The organism is Bradyrhizobium sp. CCBAU 11430 (assembly GCF_028128855.1).
GTDB classification, from domain to species: domain Bacteria; phylum Pseudomonadota; class Alphaproteobacteria; order Rhizobiales; family Xanthobacteraceae; genus Bradyrhizobium; species Bradyrhizobium ottawaense.
The window spans coordinates 138,810-160,661 of sequence record NZ_LBJV01000069.1 but is presented as its reverse complement, the minus strand read 5'-3'; the positions used below and the strand labels follow the sequence as shown (position 1 = coordinate 160,661).

At 65.9% G+C, this 21,852-nt stretch carries 22 protein-coding genes; 15 read left to right on the top strand and 7 right to left on the bottom strand.

The window, feature by feature from the left end:
• Positions 1 to 3: 3 nt before the first annotated feature.
• The 3 genes from rph to hemW are packed head-to-tail and all read left to right on the top strand — an operon-like array spanning position 4 to position 2,505.
• Complete coding sequence (rph, locus tag XI04_RS29145; RefSeq protein ID WP_018323503.1) at positions 4 to 717, top strand: ribonuclease PH; 714 nt, start codon at positions 4 to 6, stop codon at positions 715 to 717.
• Between the two features lie 11 nt (positions 718 to 728).
• Positions 729 to 1,364: an RdgB/HAM1 family non-canonical purine NTP pyrophosphatase gene (gene rdgB / locus XI04_RS29140; RefSeq protein WP_028139406.1), complete on the top strand. Its 636-nt coding sequence runs from the start codon at positions 729 to 731 to the stop codon at positions 1,362 to 1,364.
• Positions 1,351 to 2,505 (top strand): radical SAM family heme chaperone HemW, encoded by a 1,155-nt coding sequence (hemW, locus tag XI04_RS29135; protein ID WP_271610576.1) that lies wholly within the window; start codon positions 1,351 to 1,353, stop codon positions 2,503 to 2,505. Before rdgB ends, hemW begins: the two co-directional genes overlap by 14 nt.
• Positions 2,506 to 2,624: 119 nt before the next feature.
• Here the strand turns inward: hemW and XI04_RS29130 are convergent, their stop codons facing one another.
• Positions 2,625 to 3,857, bottom strand: coding sequence for a penicillin-binding protein activator (locus tag XI04_RS29130; protein WP_193374889.1), 1,233 nt, complete (start codon positions 3,855 to 3,857; stop codon positions 2,625 to 2,627).
• A 339-nt stretch (positions 3,858 to 4,196) separates the two neighbouring features.
• Between XI04_RS29130 and rsmI the strand changes: the two genes are divergently transcribed.
• The 7 genes from rsmI (at position 4,197) to XI04_RS29095 (ending at position 11,384) form a co-directional block, all read left to right on the top strand.
• Positions 4,197 to 5,147: a 16S rRNA (cytidine(1402)-2'-O)-methyltransferase gene (gene rsmI, locus XI04_RS29125; protein WP_271596350.1), complete on the top strand. Its 951-nt coding sequence runs from the start codon at positions 4,197 to 4,199 to the stop codon at positions 5,145 to 5,147.
• Positions 5,134 to 5,535 (top strand): YraN family protein, encoded by a 402-nt coding sequence (locus XI04_RS29120; RefSeq protein WP_028139402.1) that lies wholly within the window; start codon positions 5,134 to 5,136, stop codon positions 5,533 to 5,535. Before rsmI ends, XI04_RS29120 begins: the two co-directional genes overlap by 14 nt.
• Positions 5,536 to 5,545: 10 nt before the next feature.
• Positions 5,546 to 6,490, top strand: a complete 945-nt coding sequence (gene gshB, locus XI04_RS29115) for a glutathione synthase (RefSeq protein ID WP_212477311.1) — start codon at positions 5,546 to 5,548, stop codon at positions 6,488 to 6,490.
• A gap of 465 nt (positions 6,491 to 6,955) precedes the next feature.
• Positions 6,956 to 7,777, top strand: coding sequence for a Flp pilus assembly protein CpaB (cpaB, locus tag XI04_RS29110; RefSeq protein WP_038972285.1), 822 nt, complete (start codon positions 6,956 to 6,958; stop codon positions 7,775 to 7,777).
• A 13-nt stretch (positions 7,778 to 7,790) separates the two neighbouring features.
• A complete protein-coding gene (locus XI04_RS29105) occupies positions 7,791 to 9,308 on the top strand; it encodes a type II and III secretion system protein family protein (protein ID WP_271610577.1) in 1,518 nt (505 codons plus the stop codon).
• 55 nt (positions 9,309 to 9,363) lie between these two features.
• Positions 9,364 to 10,098 carry a CpaD family pilus assembly protein gene (locus XI04_RS29100; protein WP_271610578.1) on the top strand — a complete coding sequence of 245 codons (735 nt, stop codon included), beginning with the start codon at positions 9,364 to 9,366 and terminating at the stop codon, positions 10,096 to 10,098.
• Complete coding sequence (locus XI04_RS29095) at positions 10,095 to 11,384, top strand: AAA family ATPase (protein WP_271610579.1); 1,290 nt, start codon at positions 10,095 to 10,097, stop codon at positions 11,382 to 11,384. Before XI04_RS29100 ends, XI04_RS29095 begins: the two co-directional genes overlap by 4 nt.
• Positions 11,385 to 11,405: 21 nt before the next feature.
• Here XI04_RS29095 and XI04_RS29090 read toward each other — a convergent pair whose 3' ends face one another.
• Both XI04_RS29090 and XI04_RS29085 read right to left on the bottom strand, forming a co-directional pair.
• Positions 11,406 to 12,191 carry a tetratricopeptide repeat protein gene (locus tag XI04_RS29090; protein WP_095424558.1) on the bottom strand — a complete coding sequence of 262 codons (786 nt, stop codon included), beginning with the start codon at positions 12,189 to 12,191 and terminating at the stop codon, positions 11,406 to 11,408.
• A gap of 179 nt (positions 12,192 to 12,370) precedes the next feature.
• Positions 12,371 to 12,616 carry a PilZ domain-containing protein gene (locus XI04_RS29085; protein ID WP_011083489.1) on the bottom strand — a complete coding sequence of 82 codons (246 nt, stop codon included), beginning with the start codon at positions 12,614 to 12,616 and terminating at the stop codon, positions 12,371 to 12,373.
• Positions 12,617 to 12,844: 228 nt separating this feature from the next.
• Between XI04_RS29085 and XI04_RS29080 the strand changes: the two genes are divergently transcribed.
• From XI04_RS29080 to XI04_RS29060, 5 genes are all read left to right on the top strand, one after another.
• Positions 12,845 to 14,383: a YifB family Mg chelatase-like AAA ATPase gene (locus XI04_RS29080; RefSeq protein WP_271610580.1), complete on the top strand. Its 1,539-nt coding sequence runs from the start codon at positions 12,845 to 12,847 to the stop codon at positions 14,381 to 14,383.
• Positions 14,384 to 14,479: 96 nt separating this feature from the next.
• Entirely contained in the window at positions 14,480 to 14,953 is a 474-nt protein-coding gene (locus XI04_RS29075) for a hypothetical protein (protein ID WP_028139394.1), read from the top strand.
• 126 nt (positions 14,954 to 15,079) lie between these two features.
• Complete coding sequence (locus tag XI04_RS29070) at positions 15,080 to 17,317, top strand: PAS domain-containing hybrid sensor histidine kinase/response regulator (protein WP_271610581.1); 2,238 nt, start codon at positions 15,080 to 15,082, stop codon at positions 17,315 to 17,317.
• A 104-nt stretch (positions 17,318 to 17,421) separates the two neighbouring features.
• Positions 17,422 to 18,051 (top strand): histidine phosphatase family protein, encoded by a 630-nt coding sequence (locus XI04_RS29065; RefSeq protein ID WP_271610582.1) that lies wholly within the window; start codon positions 17,422 to 17,424, stop codon positions 18,049 to 18,051.
• A 229-nt stretch (positions 18,052 to 18,280) separates the two neighbouring features.
• A complete protein-coding gene (locus XI04_RS29060) occupies positions 18,281 to 19,339 on the top strand; it encodes an AI-2E family transporter (RefSeq protein WP_028139391.1) in 1,059 nt (352 codons plus the stop codon).
• A 4-nt stretch (positions 19,340 to 19,343) separates the two neighbouring features.
• Here the strand turns inward: XI04_RS29060 and XI04_RS29055 are convergent, their stop codons facing one another.
• From XI04_RS29055 to hisF, 4 genes are all read right to left on the bottom strand, one after another.
• Positions 19,344 to 19,583: a hypothetical protein gene (locus tag XI04_RS29055; protein WP_028139390.1), complete on the bottom strand. Its 240-nt coding sequence runs from the start codon at positions 19,581 to 19,583 to the stop codon at positions 19,344 to 19,346.
• 99 nt (positions 19,584 to 19,682) lie between these two features.
• The gene (gene coaA, locus XI04_RS29050; RefSeq protein WP_028139389.1) at positions 19,683 to 20,639 is read right to left on the bottom strand and encodes a type I pantothenate kinase; all 957 of its coding nucleotides are present in this window, start codon (positions 20,637 to 20,639) and stop codon (positions 19,683 to 19,685) included.
• A 27-nt stretch (positions 20,640 to 20,666) separates the two neighbouring features.
• The gene (locus tag XI04_RS29045) at positions 20,667 to 20,987 is read right to left on the bottom strand and encodes a phosphoribosyl-ATP diphosphatase (RefSeq protein WP_018323522.1); all 321 of its coding nucleotides are present in this window, start codon (positions 20,985 to 20,987) and stop codon (positions 20,667 to 20,669) included.
• Between the two features lie 90 nt (positions 20,988 to 21,077).
• Positions 21,078 to 21,851 carry an imidazole glycerol phosphate synthase subunit HisF gene (hisF, locus tag XI04_RS29040; RefSeq protein ID WP_018323523.1) on the bottom strand — a complete coding sequence of 258 codons (774 nt, stop codon included), beginning with the start codon at positions 21,849 to 21,851 and terminating at the stop codon, positions 21,078 to 21,080.
• Position 21,852: the final 1 nt, after the last annotated feature.

Genomic DNA, 21,852 nt, shown 5'->3' with positions numbered 1-21,852 from the left:
CCCATGCGGCCAAGCCGCCGTGCGCCCGACGAATTGCGCCCCGTGACGCTGGAGCGCGGCGTGGTCAAATATGCGGAAGGCTCCTGCCTGGTGAAATTCGGCGACACCCATGTGTTGGTCACCGCCACGCTGGAAGATCGCCTGCCGCCGTGGCTGAAGGGCCAGGGCCGCGGCTGGGTCACCGCCGAATATGGCATGCTGCCGCGCGCGACCTCCGAACGCACCCGCCGCGAGGCCTCCGCCGGCAAGCAAAGTGGCCGCACCGTCGAGATCCAGCGCCTGATCGGCCGCTCGCTTCGCACCATCGTCGATCTCGAAGCGCTCGGTGAGCGCCAGATCACGGTCGATTGCGACGTGCTCCAGGCCGACGGCGGCACGCGCACGGCCTCGATCACCGGCGCCTGGGTCGCGCTCGCCGATTGCATCAACTGGATGAAGGCGCGCAACATGATCAAGGCCAATGTGATGCGCGACAACGTCGCTGCGATCTCCTGCGGCATCTACAACGGCACGCCCGTGCTCGATCTCGACTATGCCGAGGATTCGGAAGCCCAGACCGACGCCAATTTCGTCATGACCGGCGACGGCCGCATCATCGAGGTGCAGGGCACCGCGGAACGCGAGCCGTTCACGCAGGACGAGTTCCTGAAGCTGATCGCCCTGGCGCAAAAGGGCATCGCGCGTCTCGTGGACTTGCAGAAACTGGCTGTCGCGTAGTCAATAAGCCCATGCACCGCCGAATCACCGGAAAGCTGGTCATCGCCACCCATAATCCCGGCAAGCTCGCCGAGATGAAGGAGCTGCTCGCGCCGTACGGCATCGAGGCGGTGTCGGCCGGAGAGCTCGGCCTCGGCGAGCCCGACGAGACCGGCAACGATTTCCGCAGCAATGCCGCGATCAAGGCGATCGCGGCAGCGCGGGCGACCAAGCTTCCCGCCTTTGCCGACGATTCCGGCATCGTGGTCGACGCACTCGACGGCGCGCCGGGCATTTTCTCCGCGCGCTGGGCTGGACCTTCCAAGGATTTCGCCGCGGCGATGGCGCAGATCGAGCGCCTGTTGCAGGAGCGCGGCGCCACCACGCCGGACAAGCGCAAAGCGCATTTCGTCTCCGCGCTCTGCGTCGCCTGGCCCGACGATCATCTCGAAGAGGTCGAGGCGCGCGTCGACGGCACGCTGGTCTGGCCGCCGCGCGGCACCGCCGGCTTCGGCTACGACCCGATGTTCCTGCCGGACGGCCACAGCCGCACCTTCGGCGAGATGGACAGCATCGAGAAGCACGGCCTGCCGCCGCTCGGCCTTGGCCTATCGCATCGCGCCCGCGCCTTCGTGAAACTGGCGGAGATCTGCCTTGAGCCGCGCTAAGGAAGCCTTCGGCGTCTACGTGCACTGGCCGTTCTGCCTGTCGAAATGCCCGTATTGCGACTTCAACAGCCATGTCCGCCACGCTGCGATCGACGAGGCGCGCTTCGCCTCCGCCTTCGCGCGCGAGATCGCAGCCACCGCCGAGCGCTCGCCCGGCCGTGAGGTCACCTCGATCTTTCTCGGCGGCGGCACACCGTCGTTGATGCAGCCCTTAACGGTCGGCGCGGTGCTCGATGCGATCGGCAAGCACTGGACCGTCGCCGGCGATGTCGAGGTGACGCTGGAGGCGAATCCGACCAGCGTCGAAGCCACGCGCTTTGCCGGCTATCGCACCGCCGGCGTCAACCGCGTCTCGCTCGGCGTGCAGGCGCTCGACGATGCCTCGCTGAAAGCGCTGGGCCGCCTGCACAGCGCGCGCGAGGCGCTCGATGCCGTCGCCATAGCGCGCCGCTCGTTCGATCGCTATTCGTTCGATCTGATCTACGCCCGTCCCGACCAGACGCCGGCGATGTGGGCCGATGAGCTGCGTCTCGCCATCGACGAAGCGGCCGAGCATCTGTCGCTCTATCAATTGACGATCGAGGAAGGCACGCCGTTCTTCGGCCTGCACCAGGCCGGCAAATTGAAGACGCCGGACGAAGCGGTGGCGCGCGCGCTTTACGACGTCACGCAGGAGACCTGCGACAAGCTCGGGCTGCCCGCCTACGAGATCTCCAATCACGCACGGCGCGGCGCCGAGTGCCGGCACAATCTGGTCTATTGGCGCGGCGAGGAATATGCCGGCATCGGCCCCGGCGCGCATGGCCGGCTCGACATCGACGGCGTCAGGCACGCCACCGCCACCGAGAAGCGTCCCGAGGCCTGGCTGATGCGGGTCGAGACCAATGGCCATGGTGTCGTCACCGACGATCTGCTCAACAGCGAAGAGCGCGCCGACGAATTTTTGCTGATGGGACTGCGCCTCGCCGAAGGCATCGACCCCGAGCGCTACAAAGCCCTCTCCGGCCGCCCGCTCGATCCCAAGCGCATCGCGCTGCTGCGCGAGGAAGGCGCGATCACGGTGGATGCGACGGGCCGCTTGCGCGTGACGAGCAGCGGTTTTCCGGTGCTGGATGCAGTGGTCGCGGATCTCGCGGCATAACGCGCTGCCGTAGGGTGGGCAAAGCGAAGCGTGCCCACGAATTCCATGCGATTAGCTGAGAGATGGTGGGCACGGCGCGAAGCGCGCCTTTGCCCACCCTACGGCACTGTCGTCCCGAACTACGCCCCAAAACTCTTCGGCGAGCCCGCGACGGCAACGCCGCCACCCTGGGTCACCTTCATCACCGCAAGCCCGCGCTCGTTGGTGCCGTCCGCACGGAAACGAAACAGGCCGTCGATGCCGGCAAAGCCGGACGGATTGGTCAGTACGTCGGACGAGAAGCGCGTGGTGCCTTGCGTGCGCGCCAGCGCGGCGACGAGGGCGACCGCGTCATAGGCCAGCGTTGCCGTGCGAATCGGTTCGGCGCCGTATTTGGTGCGGTAGCGGCCGGAGAAGGCGCGGAAGCCGGCCGGATCGGGCGCGGCATAGAGGCCGCCTTGCAAGCTCGCATTCGCATAAACCCGCGGATTGTCCCACAGGCCGGTGCCGAGCAACTGGATGTTGCGTAAGTTCGCGCCCGCCGCGGTCATCGCATCTGCGACCGTCACCACGGCATCGCCGTCATCGGCAATGAACAACGCATCCGCGCTGCCGAGTTGCTGCGCCACGGTGCGCGCCGGCGTGGCACGATCGGCGCCGTATTTTTCGAACGCGACGATGCGCCCGCCGCGGCGTGGCACGGCCGCTTTCACCGCGGCCTCGACGACATTGCCATAGGCATTGTCGGGCACCAGCACGGCGACGGAGCGCTTTCCGATGCTGGCGGAATATTCGACGATGCGGTTGACGTCGGACTCCGGCAGGAAGGAGAGCAAATAGACGCCGCGGCCGGCGATGCTGGAATCGGTCGAGAACGCCATCACGGAAATGCCGCGCGTGCGCGCGACTTGCGCCACCGCCGGCACCGATTGCGCGAACAGCGGTCCCAAAATGATCTCGGCGCCTTCGTCGACGGCCTGCTGCGCGGCGCCCTGCGCGCCTTGCGGGCTGCCATTGTCATCCTTGATCAGCAGCTGGATGTTCGGGTTCTGGAACTCGGCCAGCGCCATCTCGGCGGCGTTGCGCATGGATTGCGCGGCCAAGCCGGCATTGCCGGCGGCCGAGAGCGGCAGAATCACGGCGACCTTCACGCCGCCGGTGCCGGCGGTCGTCGCCTGTTGCGGGGGACCTGCGGGCTGAGCCGGCGGCGTCGAGTTCGAGAAGGGGTTGGAAAACTGGCTCAGGCTCTGCTGCACGCCGGCGCAGGCCGACAGCAGTGGCGTGCCGAGCAACAGGCCGAGCGCGCTCCGGCGGGTCGCCCCTGACATCAGGGACCCCGGAACGGGAGATTTTGGATAACGCGGGCCCACCATTTCAGCTTCTCTTCTGACCCGTCGGCGCCGGCGGGTCACGACATTCTTTCCACGACACAAGCCACGGATTCAGGCATATTGTCGGCAAATAGTTAACCGAAACAAAAGGATAATAGCCGCTTAACGCGGCCGCCTTGCTGTCCCGGCAGCTGTTTGCCCTCGCTCATTCAGCATCAAGGCGGCGTTTCGGTCGCGAATATGGCGCGAGAGCCCTCACGCCCTCTCGGCGTGATCCTGGATCGATCACATTCCCGTCCGTTCCTCGCCCCTCACATCGGCGCGATCTTTTTCGGCGAACCGGTTCCCAGCCCTGCGGATCGTGCCTAAGTTGACTTCATTATGCGCGCAAAGCCGGTCCCGATAAATACGCCTGAAGCTCAAGACGCCGCCTCGCGCGGTTTCTGCATCGATGCCCATCGGCTTGCGGCGCCGAAGGCGGCACCGGGCCTCCATCTGGTCGCAACCCCCATCGGCAATCTCGGCGACATCACGCTGCGGGCGCTCCAGACCCTCGCCGGCGTCGATGTCATCGCCTGCGAGGACACCCGCATCACCCGGCGCCTGACCGAGCGCTACGCCATCGCCGCGCAGCTCAAGCAATATCACGAGCACAATGCGGAAGCCGCGCGCCCGAAAATCCTGGAGGCGCTGGGGCAGGGCGGCTCGATTGCGCTGGTCTCCGACGCCGGCACGCCGCTGATCTCCGATCCCGGCTTCAAGCTGGTGCGCGAGGTCTGCGCCGCCGGCCATGCGGTGTATGCCCTGCCCGGCCCGTCCTCGGTGCTGGCGGCGCTGTCGGTGGCGGCACTGCCAACCGACCGCTTCTTCTTCGAAGGCTTTTTGCCGGCGAAATCCGCCGCGCGAAAGGCGCGCTTGACCGAGCTCGCACGCATCGATGCGACGCTGGTGATGTTCGAATCCGGCAACCGCGTGCAGGACACGCTGGCCGAGCTCGCCGAGATCATGGGCACGCGCGAGGCCGCGATCTGCCGCGAGCTGACCAAGCTGCACGAGGAGATCTCGCGCGCTCCGTTGAGCCAGCTGGCGCGCGAGGCCGATACGCTGGAGACGCGCGGCGAGTTCGTGCTGGTGATCGCGCCGCCGGCGGCCGACGCCGAGATGCTGACGTCGGATGCGCTGGACGGTCTGTTGCGCGAACAGCTTGCCGCGCACAGCGTCAAGGATGCCGTGGCGCATGCGGTCGCGCTCTCCGGCCGCCCGCGCCGCGAGGTCTATGCCCGCGCGCTCGAGCTTGCAAAAGACTTAAGGGGCGGCGATGGCGAAGACTGAGGTCCCGGTGGAACCGAAGGTCGCCTCGCCCGAACGCGTCGCCGCGTTTCACACCGGCATCTCCGCGGAGAGCCGCGCAGCGGCCTATCTGATGGCCAAGGGCTACCGCATCCTCGCAAAGCGCTACCGCACCCCGCATGGCGAGATCGACATCGTGGCACGCCGCCGCAATCTGATCGCCTTCGTCGAGGTCAAGGCGCGGGCCACGCTGGATGACGCGGCCTTCGCCGTGACGCCGCGCCAGCAGCAGCGCATCATCGACGCCGCGCAAGGCTGGCTCGTGGCGCATCCCGAGCATGCCGAATTCGAATTGCGATTCGACGCCATGCTGATTGCGCCGCGCTCACTTCCGCGCCATGTGTTGGCGGCATTCGACGCCTCGACCTGAAAGGCAGACCATGAAACTTAACGTCGCCGTCCAGATGGACCCCATCGCCCGCATCAACATCAAGGGCGATTCCACCTTTGCGCTGCTTCTGGAGGCGCAGAAGCGCGGCCACGGCCTGTCCTATTATACGCCCGACAAGCTCTCGATGGTCGGCGAGGACATCGTGGCGCCGGTTCAGCTCCTGACCGTGCGCGACGAGCCCGGCGATCACTTCACGCTCGGCGAGCCCAGGCGCGAGGCGCTGAACGGCTTTGACGTGGTGCTGCTGCGCCAGGATCCGCCGTTCGACCTCGCCTACATCACCTCGACGCATCTTCTGGAGCGCATCCATCCGAAGACGCTGGTGGTCAACGATCCCGCTTCGGTGCGCAACGCGCCGGAAAAGCTGTTCGTGATGAAATTTCCGCAGCTGATGCCGCCGACGCTGATCTCGCGCGACTTAGATGAGATCAACGGCTTCCGCGACAAGCATGGTGCGGTCGTCATGAAGCCGCTGCATGGCCATGGCGGCGCGGCGGTGTTCCGCGTGATGCCGCAGGACATGAATTTCGGTTCGCTGTTCGACATGTTCTCGGTGACGTTCCGGGAGCCCTGGGTGATCCAGCAATTCATCCCCGAGGTGAGGCACGGCGACAAGCGCATCATCCTGGTCAACGGCGAGTTCGCCGGCGCCGTCAACCGCGTGCCGGCCGCCGACGACCTCCGCTCCAACATGGTGCGCGGCGGCGCGGCGCAGGAGACCGAGCTCACCCCGCGCGAGCGCGAGATCTGCGCCACGGTCGGACCGGCGCTGCGCGAGCGCGGCCTGTTGTTCGTCGGCATCGACGTCATCAACGGCAACCTCACCGAGATCAACGTCACCTCGCCGACGGGCATCCGCGCCATCGCGCGCCTCGGCGGCCCGGATGTTGCGGCGAAGGTCTGGGACGTGATCGAACAGAAGCGGGCGAAGTAGCACTCTGCAATGATGACGTTGCGGAGCGCGCGAACTCTCCTCAGCGTCGTCCCGGCGAACGCCGGGACCCATACCGCGGAATCTATCCGGGGAGCTTGGTCGCGGTACCGGGCGCTCAATCTTCGTCAAACTGCTCCCTGGGGTTATGGGTCCCGGCGTTCGCCGGGACGAGACCGATGTTGTGGAGCGCGCTGCGATCTCATTGGCATGATCGCACCCACACACCACTAACCACCCATTCACCATGACGCCGCGCATGTCATTCGAACGGACGTTCCGTACTGCGTGAATCTACGGGGCTGCTGGCCGACCGGATAACGCCGCGTTCACCATCTGCCGAAAACCAGCATCGAGGCCGGCCATCGCATTCGGCCTCGCAACACCCCTTATACTTTTACTCCCTACTCATCGACACGGGGAACCCGCCAGGTGCGGTTCGAGTGCCCCGCGTAAGAGTAGAAGCGTATGAATACCGCACGCATTGTCGTTCTCGTCATCGCGCTGGGCGCCGGTGGTGTCGCTGCGTATCTGGCGAGCGGCTTCGACAACAAGCCCGCGCCCGTCCTGCCCGTCGCCGAGAAGCTGCCGACCGTCGAGGTCCTCGTCGCCAAGTCCGACATCGGGCTCGGCCAGGCCGTGAAGCCCGAGGACCTGCAATGGCAGGCCTGGCCGGCAGCGACCGCGAGCAGCGCCTTCATCCGCCGCGACAGCAGGCCCGAGGCGCAGACGCAGATCGCCGGCTCGATCGCCCGCGTCCCCCTGATGCAGGGCGAGCCGATCCGGGAGCAGAAGCTGGTCAAGGCCGACGGCTCCGGCTTCATGGCCGCGATCCTGCCCGCCGGGATGCGCGCCGTTTCCACCGAGATTTCAGCCGAGACCGCCGCTGGCGGCTTCATCCTTCCGAATGACCGCGTCGACATCGTCCTGACTCGCCGTCTGAAGAACCCCGACGGCGCCAACAACAACGGTCCGACCGGCGGCAACGACCTCGTCCTGTCCGAGGTCATCCTGACCAACATCCGCGTGCTCGCGATCGACCAGGCGCCGAAGGAGAAGGACGGCCAGAACGCCGTCGTCGGCAAGACCGTCACGCTCGAGCTTCGGCCCGACCAGGTCGCAGTGCTCGCAGCCGCGCGCCAGGGCGGCACGCTCCAGCTCGCGCTGCGGAGCATCGTCGATGCCAACGCAGTCGACGGCACGCCCGAGGACCAGGGGATCAAGCGTGCGGGCGGCGTGAACGTGATCCGTTACGGGGTGCAGGCACGGCAATTGACGTCACAGAAGTGATGATGGGGAAAGCATGAACTACGGGGATGATCGGATGGGCCTGCGCCTTCGGGGGAAGCGCACGCGCTCGTTCTGGACGGGGACGACGCTGGTGCTGGGGCTGCTCGCAGCCCCCGACCTCGTCAGCGCGACGGATGCGCCGGTCGGCGACCAGGCGCCGATGCAGGCACCGGATCTCGGCGTGTCGTCGGTCGGGACCATCGCGTCGGCGAAGACGCGTTTTCTCTCGCTTGGCGTCGGCAAATCCGTCGTCATCGACCTGCCGCGCGAGGTCAAGGACGTGCTGGTGGCCGATCCCAAGATCGCCAATGCAGTGATCCGCTCGGCCCAGCGCGCCTATATCATCGGCGGCCAGGTCGGCCAGACCAACGTCGTGTTCTTCACCGCCGACGGCCAGCAGGTCGCCTCCTATGACATCGCAGTGAAGCGCGACCTCAACGGCATGCGCGCGGCCCTGCGCCAGTCGCTGCCGGGCGTCCAGATCGAAGGCGTCGGCGACAGCGTGATGCTGACCGGATCGGTGTCGAGCCCAGTCGAGGCCCAGCAGGCCGGCGAGGTCGCCGCAAAACTGGTCGGCGGCTCGGACAAGGTCGTCAACAGCATCGTCGTGCGCGGCCGCGACCAGGTGATGCTCAAGGTCGTCGTCGGCGAAGTGCGCCGCGACATCGTCAAGCAGCTCGGCGTCGATCTCAGCGCCAGCCTGAACGCCGGCACCGCGGTGGTGAATTTCAACAATTCCAACCCGTTCTCGGTCTCGGGCGGACCGATCGTCGGCAGCAACGGGCTCGGCGTCGCCGGCCTCGCCAAGGGCGTCGCCACCGTCAGCGCCACCATGCGCGCGATGGAAAGCGCCGGCGTCATGCGCACGCTCGCCGAACCGAGCCTGACCGCGATCTCGGGCGAATCCGCCACCTTCATCGCCGGCGGCGAATTCCCGATCCCGGCAGGCTATTCCTGCGATCCGGTCACCCACGTCTGTACCACCCAGGTCACCTACAAGAAGTTCGGCATCTCCCTGAACTTCACTCCCGTCGTGCTCAGCGAAGGTCGCATCAGCCTGCGCGTGATGACCGAGGTCTCGGAGCTGTCGAATACGAATTCGATCACGTTGACGCAGGCGGTGTCCTCGACCTCGAGCAACTCGATCACCATCCCCTCGATCCAGACTCGCCGCGCCGAGACGACGCTGGAAATTCCCTCGGGCGGCTCGATGGCGATGGCCGGCCTGATCCAGCAGCAGACCAAGCAGGCGATCAACGGCCTGCCCGGCGTCGACCAGGTGCCGATCATCGGCGCGCTGTTCCGCAGCCAGGACTTCGTCAACAACGAGACCGAGCTGATGGTGATCGTGACGCCCTATGTGGTGCGCGCGGTCGCCCAGAAGGAATTGGCGCGGCCCGACGACGGCTTCGCGCCGGCCTCGGACGCGCAGACCGCACTGCTCGGCCGCATGAACCGCCTCTATGGCATCGCGCGTCGCGTCGATCCGATCGCCGGCGCGCCCGGCGATTTCGGCTTCATCATCGACTGAGACGAACGGACGGCTGGGGAACGGGGCGGGAATCGGGGCAAGAGGGGACGAAGCGATGACGAAGACCACAGCCGATCGACGTCGCAATCTAGGCGCCGCGCTGGCACTGACGGGGCTCTCCGTCATGCTGGGCGCCTGCAACACCACCGGCGAGATCGTCACCCAGACGGTGCCGACCGACTATCGCCAGCGCCACCCGATCGCGGTGCAGGAAGGCAAGAAGTCGATCGTGATCTTCGTCGGCAAGGCGAGGGGCGGCCTGTCCGCCGCGCAGCATTCGGACGTCGCGGGCATCGCCCGGGACTGGGTGCGCGAAGGTACCGGCTCCGTCGTCGTCGACGTTCCCGTCGACGCTGCGAATTCGCGCGCGGCGGCTGCGACCTATCGGGAAATCCGTTCCGTGCTCGCATCCGGCGGCGTGCCGTCGCGTGCCATCGTCCAGCATCCCTATCGCCCTGAAGATCCCGGGCTGCTGCCCACCATCCGCCTGAGCTATTCGAAGATCGCCGCGGTCGCCGGCCCCTGCGGGCTGTGGCCGGAAGACCTCGGCCCCAACATCCTCGATCCCGGCTACAACGAGAACCGGCCCTACTTCAATCTGGGCTGCGCCAGCCAGCGCAATCTCGCCGCGATGATCGACAATCCGGCCGACCTCGAGCAGCCGCGATCCGAGACGCCGGCCTATACCGCGCGGCGCGACATCGCCTTTGATCGCTACCGCAAGGGCACTGCGATCTCGACTCCCAATTCCGAGGCCGACAGGGCCAAGCTCAGCGACACAGGCAAATGACGGGCATCCACGACGAAGAAGCGGACGATCCGCAGCACCCCGAGGAACACATTGCGCCGGTTCCCCGCATTTCGGTGCAGGCCTTTTGCGAGACCGAGAAGACGCTGGCCGCGGTAACCGCGGCCGGGCAGGACCGCCGGCTCGCCAAGGCGCACCTCACCGCCAAGGACGGTGGCCTTGCCGCGGCGATCGAAGTCTATGAATCGATGCCGACGCCGAACGTGATCGTGATCGAATCCGACGGCACGCGCGACATCCTCGAGGGACTGGACGACCTCGCCGGCGTCTGCGACCCCGGCACACGCGTGGTCGTGATCGGCAATCCCAACGACACCGCGCCCTATCGCGAGCTGGTGCGCCGCGGCGTCAACGATTATGTGGTGGGACCGGTCGAAACCCTCGACGTGGTCCGCTCCATCTGCAGCCTGTTCTCGGCCTCCGAGGCCATCATCACCGGCCGCGTCATCGCGGTGGTGGGCGCCAAGGGCGGCGTCGGCGCCTCCACCGTCGCGCACAATTTGGCCTGGACCATCGCCCGTGACCTCGCGCTCGATTCCGTCGTGATCGACCTCGACCTCGCCTTCGGCACCGCGGGCCTCGACTACAACCAGGACCCGGTGCAGGGTATCGCCAACGCGGTGCTGTCGCAGGACCGGCCGGACACGGCGCTGATGGAGCGCCTGCTCTCCAAATGCACCGAGCGCCTCAGCCTGCTCGCGGCGCCTGCCACCCTCGACCGCGTCTACGATTTCGGCGCCGAAGCTTTCGACGCCGTGTTCGACACGCTGCGCATGACCACGCCCTGCATCGTGCTCGACGTTCCCCACCAATGGTCCGGCTGGACGCGGCGCGCGCTGGTGAACGCCGACGACATCGTCATCGTGGCCGAGCCCGATCTCGCCAATTTGCGCAACACCAAGAACATGCTGAGCGTGCTGAAGGCGGCGCGGCCGAACGACCGGCCGCCGCTGTATTGCATCAACCAGGTCGGCATGCACAAGCGCGCGGAGATCGAGGTCAAGGCGTTCGCCAAGACCATGGAAAGCCAGCCGATCGCGATGATCCCGTTCGATTCAAAGCTGTTCTCCACCGCCGCCAATAACGGCCAGATGATCGCGGAGGTCTCCAAGAACCACCGCACCACCGAGCTGTTCCAGAACATGGCGAACCGCCTCGCCGGCCGCGGCGAGGTGAAGAAGCCGAAGCGCTCGCTGCTCGGACCGCTGCTGAAGAAGTTGAAGGGCAAGTCAAGCCGCAACTCGGCGCCGCATCGCAAGGCGTCGTAAGCGTACACCAAAAGGGGCGGACTACTTATCCGCCCGCTGCTGCTTCTTCGCCAGCAGCTGCCGCAGCGCCGCGACCTTGGCCGCGGCCTGGTCCGGCGGCAAATCTGCCTTCACGAGGATTTCGGCCTCGGCCTCGCGGCCCTGCAATCCCAGCACGAGCGCGAGATTGGCGCGGACCCGCGCATCGTTCTGATTGCGCTGATAAGCGCGGCCGAGCACCTGTTCGGCCTTCGGCAGATTGTTTTGCAGCATATAGGACAGGCCGAGATTGGACAGCACGGTCGGCTCGTCCGGCACGATCTTCAACGCCGCGGCATAATATTGCTGCGCCTCCTCGTTGCGGCCGAGCTGATCGAGCGCCGCACCTTGCGCCGACAGGATGCGCCAGTCCGGATCCTCCGGCGCATGCGCGCGGCTGAGGACGTCGAAGGCCTGCTGGAAATTGCCGCTGTCGGCGAGCGCGCGGCCATAGCCGGCGAGCAGCGCCTTGTTGCTGGGATGGGCGAGCACCGCCTGCTCCATGACCGCAACCGCCTGCGCGCGCTGGCCGGTCTCGCGCAGCGCCTTGCCGTAGGCGAGCGCAACGTTGGGATCACTGGGCTTGGCGCGATAGCGCTCGCGCAACGCATCCATGTCGGACCTGGCGTCAGCCTTGGCGTCGGCCTTGACAGCCGTTTCCGATCTAACGCCAAGCGCGCCGGTCACATCCTCGATGCCGGCGGTCTGGCAACCGCCGAGGACGAGCACCAGGAGTGCGGGAAGCAGCAATCTCGCCGGGGAAGAGGCGAGGGACGAACGCTTGGACATACTCTGATCACTCGGCAACTGATCAGAGATGCTTACCGATTAACGCTAAAGTCCCGTTAAGGACGCGGCCTGTGTGACCTCAAAGCATGATCCGGAAAGTGCGCAGCGGTTTTCCGGAAAGATCATGCTTAAATAACAACCTAAAGCGCGATGACGATTGGTCCTCATCGCATCGCGCTTTAGTCGGTGAACTCGGCACCGAATTCGCAGCCGATGCGCCAGCGCAGGCGGCATTGGCGGGAATAATCAGGTGCGAAAATGATGGTGAATTGCGGCGGCACTTCCAGGAATTCCGCCACCACCTTCACGCCGCCATCCGAAATATCGGTGATCGTGCAGTCCCGCGGCAGCGAGCCCGCGCCAAAATGGATCTTGGCGAGCCGGCTGCATACCCGACGTTCGCTTCTCCGGCGATTTGCAAGCATTTGAATTGTTCACCCGTTAGACCACGGCCCATCCCGCAGCCTCAGGAATAGCGGACATTCGTTGGAATGTGCTGAGGACAGAAGCCGGCATTCGAGGCTTAGTGTCGGCGTGGCGTTTACGATTGGTTAGGGCTTGCTCGCCCTCCGGGATCGTTCCCGTATTGTTCTTGCGGAGAAGGTCCGTCTCTGCTACCCCTAATTGTGCGAGAGGGGCAGGCTGGTTTGAGCATGGTTCAGCGGGTTTCCACCGTCGCCTTCGAGGGGATCGAGGCCCGTGCGGTCGACGTGCAGGTGCAGGTCGCGCCGGGCCTGCCGGCATTTGCCATCGTCGGCCTGCCGGACAAGGCGGTGTCGGAGGCGCGCGAGCGGGTGCGCTCGGCGCTGATCGCCTCAGGGTTGGCGCTGCCGGCGCGGCGGATCATCGTCAACCTGGCGCCGGCCGACCTCCCGAAGGAAGGCAGCCATTACGACCTGCCGATTGCACTCGGCTTGATGGCGGCGATCGGCGCGATCCCGCGGGATGCGCTGACCGGCTTCACCGTGCTCGGCGAGCTCGGCCTCGACGGCTCGATCGCGCCCGTGGCCGGCGTTCTTCCCGCCGCGTTCGGCGCCAATATGCGCGAGGAAGGGCTGATCTGCCCGGCCTCGTGCGGCTCCGAAGCGGCATGGGCGAGCCCGGACATCCAGATCATCGCGGCAAGCTCGCTGATCCAGATCGCCAACCACTTCAAGGGCACCCAGGTGCTGTCGCGGCCGTCACCGAAGGTGCATGAGCCCGCCGCCTCCACGCTCGACCTGCGCGACATCAAGGGCCAGGAAAGCGCCAAGCGCGCGCTGGAGATCGCGGCCGCCGGCGGGCATCATTTGCTCATGATCGGGGCGCCCGGCGCCGGCAAATCGATGCTGGCGGCGCGCCTGCCCTCGATCCTGCCGCCGCTGTCACCGAGCGAACTGCTCGAGGTCTCGATGATCGCCTCCGTTGCCGGCGAAATCGAGGGCGGCGCGCTGACGGCCAAGCGGCCGTTCCGCTCGCCGCATCATTCCGCGAGCATGGCCGCGCTCACCGGCGGCGGCATGCGCGCAAAGCCCGGCGAGATCTCGCTGGCACATCAGGGCGTGCTGTTCCTCGACGAATTGCCGGAGTTCGATCCGCGCGTGCTGGATTCGCTCCGGCAGCCGCTGGAGAACGGCGAGGTCGCGGTGTCGCGCGCCAATCATCGCCTCACTTACCCTGCCCGCTTCATGCTGGTCGCGGCGATGAATCCGTGCCGCTGCGGCAACGCGTTCGAGCCGGGCTATGCCTGCAAGCGCGGCCGCGTCGACCGCTGCACCGGCGACTACCAGGCGCGCATCTCCGGCCCGCTGATGGACCGTATCGACCTGCGCATCGAAGTTCCTGCCGTGACCGCAGCCGACTTGATCCTGCCGCCCCCGGCGGAAGGCTCCGCCGAAGTCGCCGCCCGCGTGGCGGCGGCGCGCGACATCCAGCTCGCGCGTTATGCCGATGCCGGCCTGCCCCGTGTCCGCACCAATGCCGAGGCTCCTGCCTCTGTGCTGGAGGAGATCGCAAAGCCGGACGCGCAGGGCCAGAAGCTGCTGCGCGACGCCGCCGAGACCATGCGGCTGTCGGCGCGCGGCTATCACCGCGTGCTGCGGGTGGCGCGCACGCTGGCGGACCTCGATCGCGCCGACAAGATCGGCCGGCTGCATCTCGCCGAAGCGCTGTCCTACCGCGCACTCGCGGAGGATGTGCGCCAGATGGCTTGATCATTCCGCGCATCAACCCGGCGGTAACGAGTTTCCTTTACGCTCTGCAAACCATAAGGCCCAATGAGTTCCCCGGGCCTCGGCGAGTAGAGTGTCATGTTGCGTTTCAAGATCCTGGCCTCGGTTGTTCCCTTGTTGGCGGCTGCGGTGTTCGCCCGCGCGGAGATCGGATCGGTCTCGCATCCCTGCATCGCCCTCGGCGAAACCTCGGTCGAGCTCACCTCCCTGTTCTGGACCGCCGGCGTCCATGTCGCCTTCACCGAGGATCCCGCCCGGGCCACGGTGCGGGTTCAGATCACCGACGATGCCGATACAGCGGACTTCGCCGTGGTCGACGACGGTCTCGGTTCCGAGCCGGATTCCTGTCAGGCCAATCCCTCGACGCGCCTCGTCTCGATTGCCGCTCAGCCCGTCGATGGCGGCCAGGTGATCTATCTCTCCACCGAAGGGCCGGCGGATTACCGCATCTATGTGCGCTCGAAGTCGTTCTCGCAGCGCGAGGCCGCGGCGCTGATCGTCGGCGCCCATGGCGGCCATCGCCCGCTCCCGCTCCAGGCCGCCTCGCTCTGAGCCGTTAACACCTGGTCAACCCTGTTTGGAGGCAGCGCCAAAGCCTCAAGCTGTTCGCAAGGTCGGCGCGACATCGTCGCAGACGGCGGGTGGCGGGATTTCGAAGAAGAGTCGGGGTCGGTGGCGATGGGTCGGACGTTCCGGATCAAGGTGCGCATGCGCCGCTTCAGGCGACAGCATCCCCGCATCGCTTTCGCGATCCGCTCTTTCATGATCTTCTCGGCGACCTTCGGCGGCGCCTATGGCTTCGTGTCCGGCAGCCGGTCCGAGAACTCCGGCTACGATCCCCACACCTTTGCGATCGGCGCGAGCTTCCTGTTCGCGCTCGCCTGCCTCGGCCTTGCGACGCTGAGCATGCGCCTGCGTTTCGTGGGCAAGCGGCTGCGTACGCTCGCCGCCCACAACGAGGCGCTGATCGATCGCAATTGGGAGCTGAAGGAGGCGGAAGAACGCGCCCGCAGCCTGTTCGAGCAGCAGGGCGACCTCATCGTGCTGCGCGCTACCGATGGCCGCATCACCTTTGCCAACGAAGCCTATTGCGCGCTCGCAGGACAGGCGCGCAGCGCGCTGGTCGGCACGCGCTTCGATTTCGACGTGCTGGAGCAGGGTGACAGCGCCCGCGAGAGCAGCGGCACACGCATCCACGACCAGAAGATCGCAACCCCGCTCGGCGCGCGCTGGATCGCCTGGCGCGAAGGCTATGTCCGCCTCGATGCCGGACAGCCCGCCGAATTGCAGAGCGTGGGACGCGACGTCACCGACCGCACCGAGACCGAACGCGCTCTGTCCGACGCGCGCGACCAGGCCGACGCCGCCAACCGCGCCAAATCGCGCTTCCTCGCGATGGCCTCGCACGAAATCCGCACCCCCCTGAACGGCATCATCGGCATGGGCGGCCTCCTGCTCGACACCAATCTGACGCCGGAGCAGGCGACCTATGCCAAGGCGGTGAAAACCTCGGGCGAAGCCTTGATGGCGCTGATCGAGGAGCTGCTCGACTATTCCAAGATAGAGGCTGGCAAGCTTGATCTGGAGCAGCGTCCCTTCGCGCTCTCGACCCTGGTCGAGGAGATCACCGAGCTGCTCGCGCCCCGCGCGCAGGCCAAGGCGCTCGAGATCGCCGCCTATGTCGACGAGCGCCTGCCGCTGGAGGTGGTCGGTGATGCCGCGCGGCTGCGCCAGGTGCTGCTCAACCTCGCCGGCAACGCCATCAAGTTCACCGCGAGCGGTGGCGTCGCGCTGATCGTCGAGCCCGGCATCTGGCCGAACGAGATCAGCTTCCTGGTCCGCGACACCGGCATCGGCATTGCGCCGGAGGCGCAGCAGCGCATCTTCCGCGAATTCGAGCAGGCCGACGAGCGCGTCGCCCGCACCTATGGCGGCACCGGGCTCGGCCTTTCCATCAGCGAGCGCATCGTCAAGCGCATGGGCGGCCGGATCACGCTCGCGAGCGAGCCGGGCAAAGGCTCGACCTTCGAGATCGCGGTGCCGCTTCCGCCGTCGCAAGCCAGCGCGGGACAGACGGCCTTTCCAAGTCCCGACCTCACCGGCAAGTCGATGCTCCTCGTCGCCGACGGCATCGAGGCCTCGCTGATCGCGCGGCGCCTCGAGCGCTGGGGTGGCCAGACCTGCATGATTACGGATGCCGCGGTCGCCGAAGCGCTGCTGCCGGAACGCTCATGGCACGCGGTGCTGATCGATCGTGCGATCGGCCCTGCCGCGGCCGACCAGCTGGGCGAAATGGCCCGCGCGCATGCGTTGCAGCGCCTCGTGCTGCTGACCTCTAGCTCGCGCCACGAAAAGCTGTCCCCGGCCTTCACCGGTTTTCTGGTGAAGCCACTGCGGGCGGCCTCGCTCGCCGCGCGCCTTGCGATGACACCGGAGGTGGCCTCGCCCGATCTGGCGCCGGAACCACCGGCGGAAGCTGCCGGCGCGACGCCGGCCAAAGGAGCGACCAAGGCCCTGTCGATCCTCGTCGCCGAGGACAACGAGATCAACGCGCTGTTGATGCGCTCGCTGCTGACGAAGCTCGGCCATCGCGTCGTCATCGCCGTCCACGGCGAGGCCGCGCTGGAGTCCTGGCTCGCCGCTTCATCGGCCGGCACGCCCTATGATCTCGTGCTGATGGACATCCAGATGCCGCAGCTCGACGGCATCGAGGCGACGAAGCGAATCCGAACGCATGAGGCGGCGACCGGCGGCCACCACACGCCGATCCTTGCGCTCACCGCCAATACGCTGGTGGAGGATCGCTATGCCTGCTTCGAAGCGGGCATGAACGGATTCCTGATCAAGCCGCTCGATCGCGACAAGCTGGACGAAGCGCTGGCAGGGCTGGCGGCGTCACGGCGGCTCGCAGTCTGATCCGAAAATCTCACGGGAACCTCATCCCATCTGGCAATCGATAATTGAAATCGACCGCGTTGCGCGTCACCATCCTCCGGGGGCATTGCAGGAGGGTTTCGCGCATGAACGTGCTGTGCCGCCTCGTACTCATTGTCCTTCTCGCTGGATTTTCCCGACACGCCGCGGCCGATACGCCGGAGCTCATCGCCTCGCTCAAGCAAGGCGGCTACGTGCTGATCTTTCGGCACACCGCCACCGATGACAGCCAAAAGGACGTCTACCCCTTCAAGTTCGACGACATGAGCGCCCAGCGTCAGCTCAGCGAAAAGGGCAGGGACATGGCGCTCCAGATCGGGGCAGCGGTCAAGGACCTCGCGATCCCGATCGGCGATGTCTACACCAGCCGGCTCAACCGTGCGATCGAGGCCGGCAAGCTGATCTCCGGCCGTGAGGTCAAGCCGGTCGACGCGTTGACGGACAGCAGCAACGCCAGCGCATCGGGAATGGCAAACCCCACCGGCGCCAATGCAAAGGCCGGGCAGGCCGTGCGCCAGCTCGTCGACGCGCCGCCGAAGGCAGGCAGCAACAATTTCCTGGTCACCCACAAGACGAACATCGCCGATGCCTTCGGCAAGGAGGCCGGCGACGTCGGGGAAGGCGAGGCCTTCGTTTACAAGGCCGGCAGCTCCGGCCCCGCCACCTTTGCCGGACGCCTCAAGCCTGCAGATTGGAGCGCCAAAGCCGGCAAGTGAAGCGCCCACATTCGACCCTGATCGCTGGCGTGATGGAGGGGCCGGATTTCCCCGGCCTCTCGACGAGCCGGCTCACGTGGAGGGTATCCGGCCAACGTCTGCGCAAACCGAGATTTGCCGAGACATTGCCGAAACGCCGCAGACAGATTGACCTTGTGCGACTTGCCCCCGCACGATCGACTTGTGATACCCACGTCTTGCGAGTTCCGACTGAAAGGCTGGCGAACACGTGAGAACATCGGAAGACCGCTCATTTCTCGTATTGCTTGCCGCGGTCACGCTAGCCTTTGGCTGGGTGCTCTGGCCTTTCTCCGGAGCATTGCTGTGGGCCACGCTGCTGGCCATCATCTTCGCCCCGCTCTATCGACGCTTCCTGGAAACCCTCCCGGGAAAGCGCAACCTTGTCGCATTCTCCACCGTCGTCATCGTGGTGGTAATCGTCTTGATCCCTGTCGCGATCGTCATCGCTTCGCTCATCGACCAGGGAGGGGAGCTGTATCAGCGCGTTCAGTCGGGGGAGATCAGCTTTGCACATCCGCTTCAGCAGCTGAAATCCGCGCTGCCCGACTGGGCTGGTCCCATGGCGGATCGGCTCGCCAGCATCGATTTTTCGGCCCTGAAGGAACGCCTGTCTGGTCTGCTCGTCCCGGCCGGCCAGCAGCTGGCCGGGCACGCGATCAACATCGGTCAGTTGACCCTCGAATTCGTCGCAAGCTTGCTCGTGATGTTGTACCTGCTGTTTTTTCTGCTGCGCGACGGTGACGAGCTGAACGCACGCATCCGCGACGCCCTGCCGCTGCGTGCGAGCCACAGCGCCGAGATTCTGCATGCGTTCACCCTGGCGGTTCGCGGGACCATCAAGGGAATCATCCTCGTTGCCCTGATTCAGGGCGCGCTTGGCGGGGTGATCTTCTGGCTGCTCGGACTGACGGCGCCGCTACTGGCGGGCGCGCTGATGGCGCTGCTCTCGCTTCTGCCCGTGCTCGGCTCCGCGCTGGTATGGCTTCCGGCCGGGCTCTATCTGCTCGTGGCAGGCTCGGTCACGAAGGGAATCATCCTGCTCGCTTTCGGCACCTTCGTGATCGGCCTCGCGGACAACTTTCTCCGCCCCATCCTGGTAGGACAGTCGATCCGGATGCCGAGCTACATTGTGTTGCTCGCCACCCTGGGCGGCCTTGCGGCTTTCGGAGCAAACGGCTTCGTCATCGGCCCACTCGTCGCGGCTATGTTCCTGACGGCCTGGCAGGTCTTCGTCCGCTCGAAAGAGCAACAGGAGGTCCGGAAATGACCTGCTACGCGGCGCAAGCTATGAAGCGCGGTGCGGAGAGCTTGTCGGGCGGCCCCGGGGTGCCCTTGAAGATGGTGTCGGTCTTTGCCGCACGCTTGCAATGCGGACATACGAAGAGATGCGCAATGACCGGAACCGGCTCGTCCGCGAGCAGTTCCGAGCGGTACCACCTCATCTCGACATGGCAATCCGGGCAGGTCGGTGCTTCGAGCTGTTCCGCAGCACTTCTGAGACGATCAACCATCGAGCCCTCGCGTTTTCGAAGGTCATAGCCCAATACCTCTTGCCGGTCTGCAACAAAAGACACGCTGCACGAACGCGCAGGATCCGCCGACCGCCGCGACTACAGTCGCCTGAGCGCCACGTTCTCCACGGTGTGGTCGGCGCCCTTCTTCAGGATCAGCGTCGCGCGAGGGCGGGTCGGCAGGATATTGTCCTCGAGATTGGCGAGGTTGGTGCGCTCCCAGATCGCGATCGCGGTGGCAGTGGCTTCCTCGTCCGACAGCAGCGCGTAGCGGTTGAAGTAGGACTTTGGATTGGTGAATGCGGTGTCACGCAGCGCCAGGAAGCGCTTGATGTACCATTGCCGCAACGGGGCTTCGTCGGCGTCGATATAGACCGAGAAATCGAAGAAGTCGGAAACCACAGGCACCGCCTTGCCGTCGCGCGGCAGCTTGCCGGTCTGCAGCACGTTGACGCCCTCGACGATCAGGATATCGGGCTGGTCGATCTCGGCCCACTGGTTCGGCACGATGTCGTAGGTCAGATGCGAATAGACCGGTGCACGCACATGGCGGCGGCCGGACTTGATATCGGAGAGGAAGCTGAGCAGCAGCGGCAGGTCGTAGCTTTCCGGAAAGCCCTTCTTCTGCATGATGCCCTGCCGGTCGAGCACGGCGTTCGGATAGAGGAATCCGTCGGTGGTGATGAGTTCGACCTTCGGGCGCGGCGACCAGCGCGCCAGCAGGGCCTGGAGCACGCGGGCCGTGGTGGATTTTCCGACCGCGACCGAGCCGGCGACGCCGATGATGTAGGGCACCTTGCGGTCGCGGATATTGAGGAACTGGCGCTCCGCATAATACAGGCGCTGCATCGCATCGACATAGATCGAGAGCAGGCGCGACAACGGAAGATAAATGTCCTCGACTTCCTTGAGATCGAGGCGATCGTGCAGCGAGCGCAGCCGGTCGAACTCGCCCGGCTCCAGCGTCATCGGCGTATCGTCGCGCAGACGCGCCCACTCCTCGCGCGAATAGATGCGGTACGGATTATACTGCTGCTCGGGTGCGCGGATGTCCATAACGCGACCTTTCCCTTGGGGCTTATACTAGCCCTTACGCGACGCTTTCTCTTCCAGCCCTGACATATTCGTACGCTTGTCGAGCGCCGCTTCCACCTCTTCCAGCTTTACGCCGCGGGCCTTCAGCAAGACAAGGAAGTGATAGAGCAGGTCGGCACTCTCGGCGATCAGATGCGCGCGATCGTTTTCGACTGCTGCGATTACGGTTTCGACTGCTTCCTCACCGAACTTCTTGGCGCAATGCTCTGCGCCCTTGTCGAGGAGCTTGCGGGTATAGGACGCTTCGCCGCCGGCCGCCGCGCGGGCGTCGATGGTCTCGGCCAGATCGTGGATCGTGAAACGCGGCATCGGAATTACTCGGAAACACGCTTGGCAACACACTTGGCCACGGAGGCCATTCCCCGCTACCTCATGTAGCACTTTTACGAACGGGAGTCGTCAGGCATCGAGGCGCATGGCCAGTCCGCGCCGGGCCATGTGCTCCTTGGCTTCGCGGATGGTGAATTCCCCGAAATGGAAGATCGAGGCGGCCAGCACGGCCGTGGCGTGGCCGTCGCGGATACCGTCGACGAGGTGGTCGAGATTACCGACGCCGCCTGAGGCTATCACGGGCACGGCAACGCTGTCGGCGATCGCCCGGGTCAGCGGGATGTCGAAGCCCTGCCTCGTGCCGTCGCGATCCATCGAGGTCAGCAGGATCTCACCGGCGCCGAGCGAGACCACTTCCTGGGCATATTCGATGGCGTCGATGCCGGTCGAATTGCGACCGCCATGGGTGAAGATCTCCCAACGGTCGCCGCCGGGGCGCTTGACGCGCTTGGCATCGATCGCAACCACGACGCATTGCTCGCCGAATTTCTCGGCCGCTTCCTTGACGAACTCACGCCGGGATACTGCGGCGCTGTTGATCGAGACCTTGTCGGCGCCGGCTCGCAGCAGCGTCTTGATGTCGTTGACCTCCCGCACGCCGCCGCCGACGGTCACAGGCATGAAGCAGGCCTCCGCCGTGCGCCGGACCACGTCCAGCATGATGCCGCGATTCTCATGGGTCGCGGTGATGTCGAGGAAGGTGAGTTCGTCTGCGCCGGCGGCGTCATAGGCGATCGCGGCTTCGACGGGGTCGCCGGCATCTCTGAGATCAACGAAGTTGACGCCCTTGACGACCCGTCCGTCCTTGACGTCGAGGCAGGGGATCACGCGCACCTTGAACATG

Coding starts and splice junctions, on each gene's coding strand:
- XI04_RS29085 (WP_011083489.1), bottom strand. CDS start 12,616: ATGCTTGCAAATCGCCGGAGAAGCGAACGTCGGGTATGCAGCCGGCTC.
- rph (WP_018323503.1), top strand. CDS start 4: ATGCGGCCAAGCCGCCGTGCGCCCGACGAATTGCGCCCCGTGACGCTG.
- rdgB (WP_028139406.1), top strand. CDS start 729: ATGCACCGCCGAATCACCGGAAAGCTGGTCATCGCCACCCATAATCCC.
- rsmI (WP_271596350.1), top strand. CDS start 4,197: ATGCGCGCAAAGCCGGTCCCGATAAATACGCCTGAAGCTCAAGACGCC.
- XI04_RS29055 (WP_028139390.1), bottom strand. CDS start 19,583: ATGGTTGATCGTCTCAGAAGTGCTGCGGAACAGCTCGAAGCACCGACC.
- XI04_RS29070 (WP_271610581.1), top strand. CDS start 15,080: ATGGGTCGGACGTTCCGGATCAAGGTGCGCATGCGCCGCTTCAGGCGA.
- XI04_RS29075 (WP_028139394.1), top strand. CDS start 14,480: ATGTTGCGTTTCAAGATCCTGGCCTCGGTTGTTCCCTTGTTGGCGGCT.
- XI04_RS29105 (WP_271610577.1), top strand. CDS start 7,791: ATGAACTACGGGGATGATCGGATGGGCCTGCGCCTTCGGGGGAAGCGC.
- coaA (WP_028139389.1), bottom strand. CDS start 20,639: ATGGACATCCGCGCACCCGAGCAGCAGTATAATCCGTACCGCATCTAT.
- XI04_RS29120 (WP_028139402.1), top strand. CDS start 5,134: ATGGCGAAGACTGAGGTCCCGGTGGAACCGAAGGTCGCCTCGCCCGAA.
- XI04_RS29095 (WP_271610579.1), top strand. CDS start 10,095: ATGACGGGCATCCACGACGAAGAAGCGGACGATCCGCAGCACCCCGAG.
- XI04_RS29080 (WP_271610580.1), top strand. CDS start 12,845: ATGGTTCAGCGGGTTTCCACCGTCGCCTTCGAGGGGATCGAGGCCCGT.
- cpaB (WP_038972285.1), top strand. CDS start 6,956: ATGAATACCGCACGCATTGTCGTTCTCGTCATCGCGCTGGGCGCCGGT.
- hisF (WP_018323523.1), bottom strand. CDS start 21,851: ATGTTCAAGGTGCGCGTGATCCCCTGCCTCGACGTCAAGGACGGACGG.
- XI04_RS29090 (WP_095424558.1), bottom strand. CDS start 12,191: ATGTCCAAGCGTTCGTCCCTCGCCTCTTCCCCGGCGAGATTGCTGCTT.
- XI04_RS29130 (WP_193374889.1), bottom strand. CDS start 3,857: ATGGTGGGCCCGCGTTATCCAAAATCTCCCGTTCCGGGGTCCCTGATG.
- gshB (WP_212477311.1), top strand. CDS start 5,546: ATGAAACTTAACGTCGCCGTCCAGATGGACCCCATCGCCCGCATCAAC.
- XI04_RS29100 (WP_271610578.1), top strand. CDS start 9,364: ATGACGAAGACCACAGCCGATCGACGTCGCAATCTAGGCGCCGCGCTG.
- XI04_RS29045 (WP_018323522.1), bottom strand. CDS start 20,987: ATGCCGCGTTTCACGATCCACGATCTGGCCGAGACCATCGACGCCCGC.
- XI04_RS29065 (WP_271610582.1), top strand. CDS start 17,422: ATGAACGTGCTGTGCCGCCTCGTACTCATTGTCCTTCTCGCTGGATTT.